The sequence below is a fragment of the Streptomyces sp. NPDC033131 genome, from assembly GCF_055578365.1.
Genome location: NZ_JBVIPA010000003.1, coordinates 209,755 through 223,271 on the forward strand (window position 1 = coordinate 209,755; position 13,517 = coordinate 223,271).

General features: G+C 69.4%; 13 protein-coding genes and 1 tRNA gene. 11 read left to right on the plus strand and 3 right to left on the minus strand.

Annotation, left to right across the window (positions count from 1 at the left end):
* Positions 1–178 precede the first annotated feature (178 nt).
* Together ACZ5XS_RS06200 and glmS are read left to right on the plus strand one after the other, a co-directional pair.
* Positions 179–436, plus strand: a complete 258-nt coding sequence (locus ACZ5XS_RS06200) for a hypothetical protein (protein WP_217240245.1) — start codon at positions 179–181, stop codon at positions 434–436.
* 48 nt (positions 437–484) lie between these two features.
* Positions 485–2,302, plus strand: coding sequence for a glutamine--fructose-6-phosphate transaminase (isomerizing) (gene glmS / locus ACZ5XS_RS06205; protein ID WP_217240244.1), 1,818 nt, complete (start codon positions 485–487; stop codon positions 2,300–2,302).
* A 347-nt stretch (positions 2,303–2,649) separates the two neighbouring features.
* Here the strand turns inward: glmS and ACZ5XS_RS06210 are convergent, their stop codons facing one another.
* Positions 2,650–3,207, minus strand: a complete 558-nt coding sequence (locus ACZ5XS_RS06210) for a GPR1/FUN34/YaaH family transporter (protein ID WP_468648263.1) — start codon at positions 3,205–3,207, stop codon at positions 2,650–2,652.
* 149 nt (positions 3,208–3,356) lie between these two features.
* Positions 3,357–3,884, minus strand: a complete 528-nt coding sequence (locus ACZ5XS_RS06215) for a universal stress protein (protein WP_217240242.1) — start codon at positions 3,882–3,884, stop codon at positions 3,357–3,359.
* 318 nt (positions 3,885–4,202) lie between these two features.
* Here ACZ5XS_RS06215 and ACZ5XS_RS06220 point away from each other — a divergent pair, with 318 nt between their 5' ends.
* The 6 genes from ACZ5XS_RS06220 (at position 4,203) to ACZ5XS_RS06245 (ending at position 8,073) form a co-directional block, all read left to right on the plus strand.
* Positions 4,203–4,508 carry a hypothetical protein gene (locus ACZ5XS_RS06220; RefSeq protein ID WP_468648266.1) on the plus strand — a complete coding sequence of 102 codons (306 nt, stop codon included), beginning with the start codon at positions 4,203–4,205 and terminating at the stop codon, positions 4,506–4,508.
* Positions 4,509–4,895: 387 nt separating this feature from the next.
* Positions 4,896–6,134 carry a helix-turn-helix domain-containing protein gene (locus tag ACZ5XS_RS06225; protein WP_217240240.1) on the plus strand — a complete coding sequence of 413 codons (1,239 nt, stop codon included), beginning with the start codon at positions 4,896–4,898 and terminating at the stop codon, positions 6,132–6,134.
* Between the two features lie 150 nt (positions 6,135–6,284).
* Positions 6,285–6,887 carry an oligoribonuclease gene (gene orn, locus ACZ5XS_RS06230; RefSeq protein ID WP_468648268.1) on the plus strand — a complete coding sequence of 201 codons (603 nt, stop codon included), beginning with the start codon at positions 6,285–6,287 and terminating at the stop codon, positions 6,885–6,887.
* A 77-nt stretch (positions 6,888–6,964) separates the two neighbouring features.
* A tRNA-His gene (locus tag ACZ5XS_RS06235) sits at positions 6,965–7,037 on the plus strand.
* A 70-nt stretch (positions 7,038–7,107) separates the two neighbouring features.
* On the plus strand, positions 7,108–7,605 hold the full coding sequence (locus tag ACZ5XS_RS06240) for a GNAT family N-acetyltransferase (RefSeq protein ID WP_468648270.1): 498 nt from the start codon (positions 7,108–7,110) through the stop codon (positions 7,603–7,605).
* A 180-nt stretch (positions 7,606–7,785) separates the two neighbouring features.
* A complete protein-coding gene (locus ACZ5XS_RS06245; RefSeq protein WP_468648272.1) occupies positions 7,786–8,073 on the plus strand; it encodes a hypothetical protein in 288 nt (95 codons plus the stop codon).
* 456 nt (positions 8,074–8,529) lie between these two features.
* Here ACZ5XS_RS06245 and ACZ5XS_RS06250 read toward each other — a convergent pair whose 3' ends face one another.
* Positions 8,530–9,585, minus strand: coding sequence for a LacI family DNA-binding transcriptional regulator (locus tag ACZ5XS_RS06250; RefSeq protein WP_468648273.1), 1,056 nt, complete (start codon positions 9,583–9,585; stop codon positions 8,530–8,532).
* Positions 9,586–9,940: 355 nt separating this feature from the next.
* Between ACZ5XS_RS06250 and ACZ5XS_RS06255 the strand changes: the two genes are divergently transcribed.
* The 3 genes from ACZ5XS_RS06255 to ACZ5XS_RS06265 all read left to right on the plus strand — a co-directional run bounded on the left by ACZ5XS_RS06255 (position 9,941) and on the right by ACZ5XS_RS06265 (position 13,439).
* The gene (locus ACZ5XS_RS06255; protein WP_468648274.1) at positions 9,941–11,266 is read left to right on the plus strand and encodes an ABC transporter substrate-binding protein; all 1,326 of its coding nucleotides are present in this window, start codon (positions 9,941–9,943) and stop codon (positions 11,264–11,266) included.
* A gap of 242 nt (positions 11,267–11,508) precedes the next feature.
* Entirely contained in the window at positions 11,509–12,525 is a 1,017-nt protein-coding gene (locus tag ACZ5XS_RS06260; protein ID WP_468648601.1) for a carbohydrate ABC transporter permease, read from the plus strand.
* Positions 12,526–12,536: 11 nt separating this feature from the next.
* Positions 12,537–13,439 carry a carbohydrate ABC transporter permease gene (locus ACZ5XS_RS06265; RefSeq protein ID WP_468648276.1) on the plus strand — a complete coding sequence of 301 codons (903 nt, stop codon included), beginning with the start codon at positions 12,537–12,539 and terminating at the stop codon, positions 13,437–13,439.
* Positions 13,440–13,517 lie beyond the last annotated feature (78 nt).

Genomic DNA, 13,517 nt, shown 5'->3' on the forward strand with positions numbered 1-13,517 from the left:
TGTCCATAGCGTCTGAAACTCGTCTGCTCAGGCAACGGGTTGCCGGACGCGGAATGGACGGTTCACGAACAGGGACTCATGACAGCTTCAACGTTCTCCCAAAGAGTCCCCACAAGCCTCTGCCCGAAATCGGGCAGGTTTGTTGCGAAAGTGCCGCCGATACCTCAGGATCTACCGGGTGCACGACGAACTTGTTGATCACCTGACGCGGTCCACGCCCCTGAGCCGGGGCGAGGCACTGCGGGTGGTCCAGGACGTGCTCGCCTTCTTCGACGAGACGACCGAGGAGTACGTCCGTCGCCGCCACCGCGAGCTCCAGGCACAGGGCCTGGTGAACGCGGAGATCTTCGGACGGATCGAGGCGGACCTGAAATATCGCACGGTGGCGCCGCCGGAGCTCACGCTCCGGCAGCTGCGGCGGATCGTTTACGGCTGAGCCGAGCCGGCCGCCTTCCACCGGGCCCAACCTGAGGAATACGTATATATGTGCGGAATCGTCGGATACATCGGGAAGCGTGACGTCGCCCCCCTCCTCCTGGAGGGCCTGCAGCGCCTGGAGTACCGCGGCTACGACTCGGCGGGCATCGTCGTCACCTCCCCGAAGGCGGCCGGCCTGAAGATGGTCAAGGCCAAGGGCCGGGTCCGGGACCTGGAGGCCAAGGTCCCGGCCCGCTTCAAGGGCACGACCGGCATCGCCCACACCCGCTGGGCCACCCACGGCGCCCCCTCCGACGTGAACGCCCACCCGCACCTCGACGCCGAGGGCAAGGTCGCCGTCGTCCACAACGGCATCATCGACAACGCCTCCGACCTGCGCCGCAAGCTGGAAGCGGACGGCGTCGAGTTCCTCTCCGAGACCGACACCGAGGTCCTCGTCCACCTCATCGCCCGCTCGCAGGCCGAGAAGCTGGAGGACAAGGTCCGCGACACGCTGCGGGTCATCGAGGGCACGTACGGCATCGCCGTCCTGCACGCCGACTTCCCCGACCGGATCGTGGTCGCCCGCAACGGCTCCCCGGTCGTCCTCGGCATCGGCGAGAAGGAGATGTTCGTCGCCTCGGACATCGCCGCCCTGGTCGCCCACACCCGGCAGGTCGTCACCCTCGACGACGGCGAGATGGCCACCCTCAAGGCCGACGACTTCCGCACCTACACCACCGAGGGCACCCGCACGACGGCCGAGCCCACCACCGTGGAGTGGGAGGCCGCCTCGTACGACATGGGCGGCCACGACACGTACATGCACAAGGAGATCCACGAGCAGGCCGACGCCGTGGACCGCGTGCTGCGCGGCCGCATCGACGACCGCTTCTCCACCGTGCACCTCGGCGGCCTGAACCTGGACGCCCGCGCGGCACGCCAGATCCGCCGCGTGAAGATCCTCGGCTGCGGCACCTCGTACCACGCGGGCATGATCGGCGCCCAGATGATCGAGGAGCTGGCCCGCATCCCCGCCGACGCCGAGCCGGCTTCGGAATTCCGCTACCGCAACGCGGTCGTCGACCCCGACACCCTCTACATCGCCGTCTCCCAGTCCGGTGAGACGTACGACGTGCTGGCCGCCGTCCAGGAGCTGAAGCGCAAGGGCGCGCGGGTCCTCGGCGTGGTGAACGTGGTCGGCTCGGCGATCGCCCGCGAGGCCGACGGCGGCGTGTACGTCCACGCGGGCCCCGAGGTCTGCGTGGTCTCGACGAAGTGCTTCACGAACACCACGGTCGCCTTCGCGCTGCTCGCCCTGCACCTGGGCCGCACCCGTGACCTCTCCGTCCGGGACGGCAAGCGGATCATCGAGGGCCTGCGCAAGCTGCCCGCGCAGATCTCCGAGATGCTGGAGCAGGAGGACGAGATCAAGAAGCTGGCCGCGGAGTACGCCGAGGCCCGCTCGATGCTCTTCATCGGCCGTGTCCGGGGCTACCCGGTGGCCCGTGAGGCCTCCCTGAAGCTCAAGGAGGTCTCCTACATCCACGCCGAGGCCTACCCGGCCTCCGAGCTCAAGCACGGCCCGCTGGCCCTGATCGAGCCGGCCCTGCCGACCGTCGCGATCGTCCCCGACGACGACCTCCTCGAGAAGAACCGCGCCGCCCTGGAGGAGATCAAGGCCCGCAGCGGCAGGATCCTCGCGGTCGCCCACCAGAACCAGGAGAAGGCCGACCAGACGATCATCGTGCCCAAGAACGAGGACGAGCTGGACCCGATCCTCATGGGCATCCCCCTGCAACTCCTCGCCTACCACACGGCATTGGCCCTGGGCAGGGACATCGACAAGCCGAGGAACCTCGCCAAGTCGGTAACGGTGGAGTAAGGGGTCCTTTCACTATGAGCGTCCGATCAGGTCGCGTGGTCTGGTGCCGTGCATCGCAAGGCGCCGGAGCGGCCTCGATGGGGGTCCCCCCGCGCGAGGTTGTTCGAGCGTGGGGGAGGAGCCACGTGGGCGTTTCGGCAACGCGGCGAGGTGCGGTGCCAGGCCGCGCGACCCGGACGGGCATAGTGAAAGGACCCCTAAGCGCCCCAAAGGGGCGCGGGGAACTGCGCGACCAGCCCCCACACACCCGCGGGGGCACGACGAACAAGACGGCCCCCCACGTGTGCCACCTGCACGTGGGGGGCCGTCTCTGTCGCCGGGGGCCGCCCAACCCCCAGCCGGCGCAGCTAACCGGTGGCCGTCACGCCCCGGCGAGCAGCGCGTCGCGGAACAGCAGTCGGCCAGTGGGCGAGAGCCGCCGTCGCCGCGTACCAGGCCACCGCGCCCGCCGCCACGGCGAACCAGCCGCCGGCCTTGGCGAGACTCCCGCTGTCAGCGAAGTTCGCGACGGCGAGCAGCACCAGCGACACGACGAACAACCCGTAGGTGCCCTTGGCGAGTCGGTCGCCCGCGGCGACCGTGAGAGACAGCGCCACGAGGGCGAAGAGCAGCAGGAACAGTCCGGCCGCATTGTCGGAGACCGGCGCCGAGACGGCCCACGTGAACCAGAGCGCGCCGAGCGCCGAGAACGCCGTACCACCGGCCAGGTCACCGTCGCGGAACGCCATGAGGCCGGCGACGAAGAGGGCGACTCCGCCCACGTACTGGGCAATTGACACGGCGTCGGCCGCCGTCACGCCGTCGATCACGCCGGTGTACCCGAGGCCCACGGCCAACAGGGTGACACCGAGCGCGAGTCGGCCGAGGGTCGTGGTGGTGCTTCCCGCAGAGACGTCGTTGTCCACGGCGGGCTCCCTTCATGCATGTGCAGTTGTGCGGTGACCGATATATGCCCTTCACAAGGGCACAAACACCTCTACGCGCCAGTAGATTTATGCGCTGCACAAGGGAGTTGGGCCGTCCTGCGGTGCATCCGACCTGGGGGGACGACGAGTTACGGGATGACGACGACCGGCCGCTTGGCCCGCTTGGCGAGCCGCCCGGCGACGGAGCCGAAGATGCGTCCGACGAGGCCGTGGGTCGAGCCGACGACGATCGCGTCCGCCTCGTACTCCCGCCCGACCTCCTCGAGCTCGTGACAGATGTCGCCGCCGCGCTCGACGAGGATCCAGGGCACCTCCGCGAGGTACTCCGCGCAGGCGAGCTCGAGACCGAGAACCTCGGTGCGGTGATCGGGCACGTCGACGAAGACCGGTGGCTCGCAGCCCGCCCACACGGTGGTGGGCAGCCGGTTGGCGACGTGGACGATGATCAGGCCCGACCCGGAGCGATGGGCCATACCGATGGCGTACGCGAGGGCGCGCTCACTGGACGTGGAGCCGTCGAAGCCCACCACGACGCCGTGCTTGAAGGCGGGGTCGCAGGATTGGCGTGGCTCTTCCGCCGCCAGGGGCTCGGCCGCCGTGTGGTCGGCGACGGGCCGCTTGCGGTCCGCGGGTTCGAAGAATTCGTGACCGGCCATGGCTGTCTCGGCGTTGTGATCCTTTTATGGGTGGGCCGACAGTGTGCGGCGGAGTCTGTGTCCGGGAATCCTCTTCCCAACCCCATACCCCCAAGGGTACGGCGGCACGCCTCCTTAGCCCAGATCGCGCCCCCCGTACGTGGGGGTTCCAGGGAGCATGCACGAGGGGCGCCCTTAACGCAATGGTTGCTGCGCTGTACAGCCGGTTTGCACAAGGCTCACCCACCGGCCGGACTGTCGTGCTCACACCCGGACGCACAGTGACCGACCGATCGAACACGCGTTGAACCCCCTGAGCCACGCCACAGGGAGCACGCCATGTCCGGACCACGACCCCCCGCCCGGGACTCCTCGACCGACGTCGTCCGCTGGGCGGCCTTCAGCTGTGTCGTGGTGCCCGTGGTCCTCCTCTGGTACGGCACCTCCCTCGCCGGCGCCACGGGCACGGCCCTCGGCCTCGCCGCCGTCACCGCGGTCTGCCGTATCCTCCTGCGCCAGTCGGAGCGCGGTGCGGCACGCATGCTCGCCGAGGAGCGCACACCGCGTTGTGGCCGCCGCCACAGGACCGGATCGGGGACCCGCAGAGGCGGACGTCACAGCGGGGGAAATACACCGGTCGCCTGACCGGTTTCAGCGCACGCGCCCGACTCTTTTCAGCCAACTTCCGGATAGCGCGCGTCCCTTGCCCCGACCACCCCCCAACCCCCGTTCCACCTGCACGGAAAGGGTCTGAGGGGCACCGCGCACCCTACGTGGATTGGCCACGGCGACAAGGCGCACTTCCCTGCACGCCCCACGAGTGCAACGCTTCGTGATCGAATGCTTCACGCCAAGTTGCCAAGTCGACAATGTGCCGGATGCCCAACTGGTCTCCCCGGCACCACGCGACGCAGTAGATTCGATCTTGACTGTCTTACGGCGGGGGACTCGTGCAGGACCGAGGGGAAACGTGTTGGAGCGACAGACCCGAAGGGAACAGGGCGCCGCGACCACCGAGGGGGGCTTAGCAGTATGAGCCACGACTCCACTGCCGCGCCGGAAGCCGCGGCCCGGAAACTCTCCGGGCGACGCCGCAAGGAGATCGTCGCGGTGCTGCTGTTCAGCGGCGGCCCCATCTTCGAGAGTTCCATACCACTGTCGGTGTTCGGAATCGACCGCCAGGACGCCGGCGTTCCGCGCTACCGACTGCTGGTGTGCGGCGGTGAGGAAGGCCCACTGCGGACCACAGGGGGCCTGGAACTCACCGCACCGCATGGCCTGGAGGCGATCTCACGAGCGGGCACCGTCGTCGTGCCCGCCTGGCGTTCGATCACCTCGCCGCCGCCCGAGGACGCACTCGACGCACTGCGCCGGGCGCACGAGGAGGGCGCCCGCATAGTGGGTCTGTGCACCGGCGCCTTCGTGCTGGCGGCGGCGGGCCTGCTGGACAGCCGGCCGGCCACCACCCACTGGATGTACGCACCGACGCTCGCCAAGCGCTACCCGTCGGTGCACGTGGATCCGCGCGAGCTGTTCGTGGACGACGGCGATGTGCTGACGTCCGCGGGTACGGCGGCCGGAATCGACCTCTGTCTCCACATCGTGCGGACGGACCACGGCAACGAGGCGGCCGGCGCACTGGCCCGACGCCTGGTGGTCCCCCCGCGCCGAAGCGGCGGGCAGGAGCGCTACCTCGACCGGTCTTTACCAGAGGAGATCGGCGCCGACCCGCTCGCCGAGGTCGTCGCCTGGGCGCTGGAGCACCTCCACGAGCAGTTCGACGTGGAGACGCTCGCGGCACGCGCGTACATGAGCCGTCGTACCTTCGACCGCCGGTTCCGCTCCCTCACCGGGAGCGCCCCGCTGCAGTGGCTGATCACCCAGCGGGTGCTGCAGGCCCAGCGGCTGCTGGAGACGTCGGACTACTCCGTGGACGAGGTCGCGGGCCGCTGCGGCTTCCGCTCACCGGTGGCGCTGCGCGGGCACTTCCGCCGCCAGCTGGGTTCGTCGCCGGCCGCGTACCGCGCGGCCTACCGGGCGCGGCGGCCGCAGGCCGAACGGCAGCCGGATCCCGAGGGTGCGGCCGCTGCGCCGAGCGCGCCCTCGCCGCTGCACCCCGACAGCGGCGGCCCGGTACCGCTCCAGACGCGCCGCACTCCATCGCCGAGCCCGGTCGGGACGTCCGCGTCCCTCGGCCCGGCCTCGGACAACGGCCGCGAGGCGTATGCGGGGAGCCGGGCGAGTCTGCCGGGGCAGCGCAGCGGGATGTGAGGTTCGGACGGGCGGGGGCCGGCCGGGGGAGATTCCACCCCCGTCGCCCCCGCCCGTCCCATGCCTGGGGCCGCGCTCCCAGCCGGCCCCGGTAGTGCTCACAGCTACACCGGGGACCACAAAAGCGCACGCCAGCCTTAGGGTGGTCGCATGAACGATCGCATGGTGTGGATCGACTGCGAGATGACCGGCCTCTCGCTGTCCGACGACGCGCTCATCGAGGTAGCCGCCCTCGTCACCGACTCCGAGCTGAACATCCTCGGCGACGGTGTGGACATCGTCATCCGCCCGCCGGACCAGGCGCTGGAGACGATGCCGGAGGTGGTGCGTCAGATGCACACCGCGTCCGGACTCCTCACCGAGCTCTCCGGGGGCACGACGCTCGAGGACGCCGAGGCGCGGGTCCTGGCGTACGTGCGCGAGCACGTGAAGGAACCGGGCAAGGCCCCTCTGTGCGGCAACTCCGTCGGCACGGACCGCGGCTTCCTGCTCAGGGACATGCCGACCCTCGAGGACTACCTCCACTACCGGATCGTCGACGTGTCCAGCATCAAGGAACTGGCCCGTCGCTGGTATCCGCGCGCCTACTTCAACAGCCCGGACAAGAACGGCAACCACCGCGCCCTCGCCGACATCCGGGAGTCCATCGCGGAACTGCGCTACTACCGCGAGGCCGTTTTCGTACCGCAGCCGGGGCCGGACTCGGAGACCGCGAAGAAGATCGCCGCAAAGTACGTCCTGCCTGCGCAGTAAGAAGTCGGGCGCGAGCACCCCTTCGGACCCTGTACACTTTTTCTCGGCCGGTCGGAGAGATCCGAACAGCCGACATGGTGGGTGTAGCTCAGCTGGTAGAGCACCTGGTTGTGGTCCAGGATGCCGCGGGTTCAAGTCCCGTCACTCACCCTGATTCTTCAGCCGGTGCCTTGGAGACAAGGCACCGGCTGAAGTCGTTTCAGGGACCTACGCTGAGCCGGTGCCCGAACTCCTCTCCACCCCTCGCCTCGACCTCCTCCCCCTGCGCGTCGAGCACGCCCCGGAGATGGCCGTCGTCCTGTCCGACCCGGCCCTGCACGCCTTCATCGGCGGTGCCCCCCACTCCCCCGACGCCCTGCGAGAGCGCTACCGGCGGCTCGTCGCCGGCTCGCCGGACCCGGACGTCACCTGGCACAACCGGGTGCTGCGGCTGCGCGCGGAGGCCTGTCTCGTGGGGACGGTCCAGGCGACGGTCACGCGGGGCCACACCGCCGAGATCGCCTGGGTGGTCGGCACGCCGTGGCAGGGCCGCGGGTTCGCCTCGGAGGCGGTGCGGGCACTGGTCGACGAGCTCGGGCGGCAGGCCGTACGGACGGTCGTGGCCCACATCCATCCCGGGCATCTCGCCTCGGAGGCGGTGGCCACGGCTGCCGGACTGACACCGACCGACGAAGAGCACGACGGGGAGCGGCGGTGGCGGCTCACCCTACGGAGCTGAGCCCGCCGCCATGCCTGCCCGCCTCCACAACTCGCCTGCCCCACCCGCCTGTTCACCCGACATGCGGAAGGCCGGAAAGCGCACAGCACCTCATCCGCCGGGCCGCCGGGCGAGGGCTCCTCGTCGAGCGGTGGGCGTATCGTCGGCTTATGAGCCGTTCGTGAGGTTGGGAGGCTCGTGATGCGGTCGCGCCGGAGTCATCGGGGGCGACTGCTGACGTGGGTCGTCATCGCGTTCAACCTGGCGATGCTGCTGTGGCTCGTGGTCGCCCTGGACGCGGCGGGCGAGGGGAACGGGCCGTGCGTCGGGGAGCCGTGCCGGGAGACCGACGGTCCGGACAGCGCCATGGGCGCCTGGCTGGTGATCCTCTTCTGGCTGACGGGTGCCGTGCTGCTGGGCGTGGCCTGGCTGCTCGCCCACCGCACCGACCAGCCGGGGCGGGGACACCGCCGGGGGCGGCACCGCTAGGGCCTGTCCGGCGGATCACGTCGCAGGAAATGCGCGGCACCTCATCGACGCAGGTGAGCGGGGCCTGGTGCGTCGGGCTGCACGGCGGAGGAGGGCGCCGACGCGATGGGGGTCCCCCGCTCGAGCGAAGTCGAGAGTGGGAAGTCGGCAACCGACGACAACGCCGCAGATCGGCGTGCCAGGCCCCGCGTCCGCGGCATGATCCGCCGGACAGGCCTTAGGGGTCCTTTCACTATGAGCGTCCGATCAGGTCGCGTGGTCTGGTGCCGTGCATCGCAAGGCGCCGGAGCGGCCTCGATGGGGGTCCCCCCGCGCGAGGTTGTTCGAGCGTGGGGGAGGAGCCACGTGGGCGTTTCGGCAACGCGGCGAGGTGCGGTGCCAGACCACGCGACCCGGACGGGCATAGTGAAAGGACCCCTTAACCCGGGCCCGTCCGCCGGCCGGGGTCCGGCCTCGTCAGGACGACCTCCGGGCCACCAGTTCCGTCGCGAGGACCACCTGCCTGCGCTCCAGCTCCCGGGTGATCGCGGGGCGGCGGTCCGCGATCTCCGTCAGCAACAGGTCGATCATCCTGCGGCCCATCTCCTCGATGGGCTGGCGGACGCTCGTCAGCGGCGGGTCCATGTGGCGGGCGATGGCGGAGTCGTCGTAGCCGACGAGCGCCACCTCGTCGGGAATGCTGCGGCCCTTCTCGCGCAGGACCTGGCGGGCGCCGGCCGCCATCACGTCCGAGCCCGCGAAGACCGCGTCCAGGTCGGGGCGGCGGGCGAGCAGTTCGGTCATCGCGCGCCGACCGCCCTCCTCGGTGAAGTCGCCCGGCTGGATCAGCTGCTCGTCCACCTCGTGGCCCGCGTCGAGCAGGGCGGCGCGGTAGCCGTCGACGCGGCGCTGGGCGCCGTACACGTCGAGGCGGCCGGTGATGTGGGCGACCGCCCGGCAGCCGCGGGCCAACAGGTGTTCGACCGCCGAGCGGGCGCCGCCGAAGTTGTCGGAGTCGACCGAGGGAAGCGTCTCCCCGGCCGATCTCGGGCCGCTGATGACGGCCGGTATCTCCAGCTGGGAGAGGAGGTCGGGCAGCGGGTCGTCGGCGTGCACGGAGACCAGCAGGACGCCGTCGACCCGGTGGGCGGCGAGGTACTGGGCGAGGCGGGCCCGTTCCCGTTCGTTGCCCGCGAAGATCAGCAGCAGCTGCATCTGGGTGTCGGCCAGCTCGGCGCCGACGCCCTTGAGCATGTCGGAGAAGTACGGCTCGGCGAAGAAGCGGGTCTCCGGCTCGGGGACGACGAGCGCGATCGCGTCGGTGCGGTTGGCGGCGAGGGCTCGCGCGGCCGTGTTGGGGACGTAGCCGAGCTCGGCCACGGCCGCCTCCACGGCGGCGCGGGTGGCGTCGCTGACCCGCGGCGAGCCGTTGATCACCCGGGAGACCGTGCCGCGGCCGACGCCGGCTCGGGCTGCCACCTCTTCGAGGGTGGGCCGGCCACCGCTCCGGCTCCGCGCTCCGTGGCTTGCCATGGGCTTAGCCCTCCCGTCGACCCTTGCGTTGGCCTGGAATCTAACAGTCCTGCCGGAGGGGAGCCCGCCCCTGGCCGGCTCCCGGGTTTCCGCACGATGACGTGCGGGAGTGGCCGAAACGCGATCCCCTGGTTCCAGTTAACAGCCCGATAACTGAACGCATCTCTCCGCTCCTAGTCCCTTGACACCCCCGCTCGGACCGACGACGCTTCAACACATCACCGGTGGGAGCGCTCCCACGGTACCTGACACATACACATCCCGCACGTTCCCCGCCCGAGCCGCAGCTAGAACTAACGGGCCCAACAATGCAGTTGGCCGGGGGGTCGGCACGTCAGGGCAACAGGAGGACGCAATGCGAGCACGTACCCGAATCGCCCGCAAGACGATGGTCCTCGCGGCCGTCGCCGCGCTGGGCTCCGGGCTGCTGGCCGGCTGTGCCGACGACGGAGACGACGGCGGCGACGGCTCGTCTTCGGGCGAAGGCAGCGGCAAGACCACGATCACGCTGGGCCTCTTCGGCACCCAGGGCTTCAAGGAAGCCGGCCTCTACGCCGAGTACGAGAAGCTGAACCCGGACATCAAGATCGCCGAGAACGTCGTCGAGCGGAACGAGAACTACTACCCGACTCTCGTCAACCACCTCACCACCAACAGCGGCCTGCAGGACATCCAGGCCGTCGAGGTCGGCAACATCGCCGAGGTCGTGAACACCCAGGCCGCGAAGCTGATGGACCTGTCCAAGGTGTCGGGCGTCCAGTCGAGCAACTGGCTCGACTGGAAGTGGAAGCAGGCCACCACCAAGGACGGCCAGACCATAGGCGTCGGCACCGACGTCGGCCCGATGGCCATCTGCTACCGCAAGGACCTGTTCGAGCAGGCCGGACTGCCGTCCGAGCGCGAAGAGGTCAGCAAGCTGTGGGCGGGCAGCTGGGAGAAGTTCGTCAAGGTCGGCAAGGACTACCAGGGGAAGGCTCCCAAGGGCACCACCTTCCTGGACTCCCCCGGCGGCCTGCTGAACGCGATCGTCAGCGGTGAGAGCGAGAAGTTCTACGACGCCTCCGGCGAGGTCATCTACAAGACGAACCCCGCCATCAAGAATGCCTTCGACCTGACGGCGCAGGCCGCCGAGGACGGGCTGATCGGCAACCAGACGCAGTTCCAGCCCGCCTGGGACACGACGATCGCCAACAGCAAGTTCGCCGCGATGTCCTGCCCGCCGTGGATGCTCGGCTACATCAAGGGCAAGTCGAAGCCCGAGGCGGCCGGCAAGTGGGACGTGGCCACCTCGCCCAAGCCCGGCAACTGGGGCGGCACCTTCCTCGCCGTGCCGAAGTCCGGCAAGAACACCGACGAGGCCGCGAAGCTCGCCGCGTGGCTGACCGCGCCCGAGCAGCAGGCCAAGCTCTTCGCCAAGCAGGGCAGCTTCCCGAGCGCCCCGGCCGCCTACACCATGCCTCAGGTCACCGGCGCCAAGAACGACATGACCGGTGACTCCCCGATCGGCACGATCTTCGCCGACGCCGCCAAGCAGATCCCCGCCCAGGTGATCGGCCCGAAGGACCAGATCATCCAGCAGGGTCTGACCGACAACGGCGTCATCTTGGTGACCCAGGGCAAGTCTCCTGAGGAGGCTTGGGCCAACGCCACCAAGACGATCGACAACAACCTGGAGAATTGAACCCTCCCCCATCCGGAGCAGAGGGATTCCTGGCTCACGCTGCTCGGCCGCTCAGCAAGCGATCGAGTCCTACGCGATCAACGCCAGCCGGGTTGGAACCAGCCCGGTCTACAACGACACCAAGGATCCAGTCCCATGCTTGGTTCTCGCAACGCATCAAGCACCGTTCACCCGATCGTGTGGACGGCAACCGGTCTCACGCCTGAAGGCCGTCGCCTCCTCGGAGACATCAGGTGACCGGAATCTCACCCCGGCACGACACCGTCGCCGCGCCCCCCACCAAGGAGGGGGGCGCGGCCCCGGGCCGCCCGCCCGCCGACGCCGTGCCCGAGGCGGACAAGCGCCGCCGGGCCCGGCTGTCCCGCCGCTGGCAGCGGGACATGCGCTGGAGCCCGTACGCCTTCGTCTCACCGTTCTTCCTGCTCTTCCTCGCGTTCGGCCTGTTCCCGCTGATCTACACCGGCTGGGCCTCGCTGCACACGGTGGAGATGACCGCGCCCACCGACATGGAGTGGGCGGGCCTGCGCAACTACACCCGGATCTTCGACGACGACTTCTTCTGGAACGCCGCGAAGAACACCCTGACCATCGGCATCATCTCCACGGTCCCGCAGCTGATGATGGCGATGGGCATCGCCCACATCCTCAACTACAAGCTGCGCGGCTCGACCTTCTACCGGGTCATGATGCTCGCGCCGTACGCGACGTCGATCGCCGCCGCGTCCCTGGTCTTCGTGCTGCTCTTCGGCCGTGACTACGGCATGATCAACTGGGCGCTGAACGCCGTCGGCTTCGACCACATCGACTGGCAGAACGACAAGTGGGCCTCCCAGTTCGCCGTCTCGTCGATCGTGATCTGGCGCTGGACCGGCTACAACGCGCTGATCTACCTGGCCGCGATGCAGGCGATCCCGCAGGACCTGTACGAGTCGGCGGCCCTGGACGGGGCCAACCGGTGGCGGCAGTTCATCCACGTCACCCTGCCGTCGCTGCGCCCGACCATCCTGTTCACCGTGGTCGTGTCGACCATCGGTGCCTCCCAGCTGTTCGGCGAGCCCCTGCTGTTCGACGCGAACAAGGGCACCTCGGGCGGCTCCCAGCACCAGTTCCAGACACTCGGCCTGTACCTGTACGAGCAGGGCTGGGTCAACCAGCACCTGGGCCGCGCCTCGGCGATCGCCTGGACGATGTTCCTGATCCTCATCGTGATCGGGATCGTCAACTACGTCATCTCGCGCCGGCTGCGCGCCAGTAGTTAGGAGAACCGGCCGTGACGACGACACTGACCCCGGTGGACACGACCGACCAGAAGCCCAAGCGGATACGGCGGCCCAAGTCGGCGCGCGCGGGCGGGCAGATGCACGCCGGTCCCCTCGCGTACATCATCCTCGCCCTGTTCACCATCGGCTCGCTGTTCCCGCTGGTGTGGACGGCGATCGCCGCCTCGCGCGACACCCAGCGCCTGGCGCAGACGCCGCCGCCGTTCTGGTTCGGCTCGAACCTCTTCGACAACCTCGAAATCGCCTGGAACGACGCCAACCTGGGCGAGGCGTTCATCAACACCACGTTCGTGGCGGGGGTGTCGGCGGTGACCATCGTGTTCCTGTCGACGATCGCCGGGTTCGCCTTCGCCAAGCTGCGCTTCAAGGGCCGGGGCGCGATGATGCTGATCGTGATCGGCACCATGATGGTGCCGCCGCAGCTCAGCGTGATCCCGCTGTACATGATGGTCGCCGAGCTCGGCTGGACCGACCAGCTGAAGGCCGTCATCTTCCCCTCGCTGGTGAGCGCCTTCGGCGTGTTCTTCATGCGGCAGTACCTGATCCAGGCGCTGCCCGACGAGATCATCGAGGCGGCCCGGGTGGACGGCGCGAGCAGCTGGCGGGTGGTGTGGCACGTGGTGTTCCCGGCCGCGCGGCCCGCGATGGCCGTCCTGGGCATGCTGATGTTCGTCCAGACGTGGAACGACTTCCTGTGGCCGTTCCTGGTGCTGACCCAGACCGGCAGTCCGACCGTGCAGGTCGCGGTCGCGGGACTCGGCCGGGGCTTCACGCCCGACCAGTCCCTGATCATGGCGGGTGCGCTGCTGGGCACGCTGCCGCTGCTGATCGTCTTCGCCATCTTCGGCAAGCAGATCGTGGGCGGCATCATGCAGGGCGCCGTCAAGGGCTGAGTCCTGCCCCGTTCACCCCTGCTTCGGGGGCCGAGCCATCGCCGCCTCGGCCCCTTCTCTCCCTCCCCTCCCCTCCCC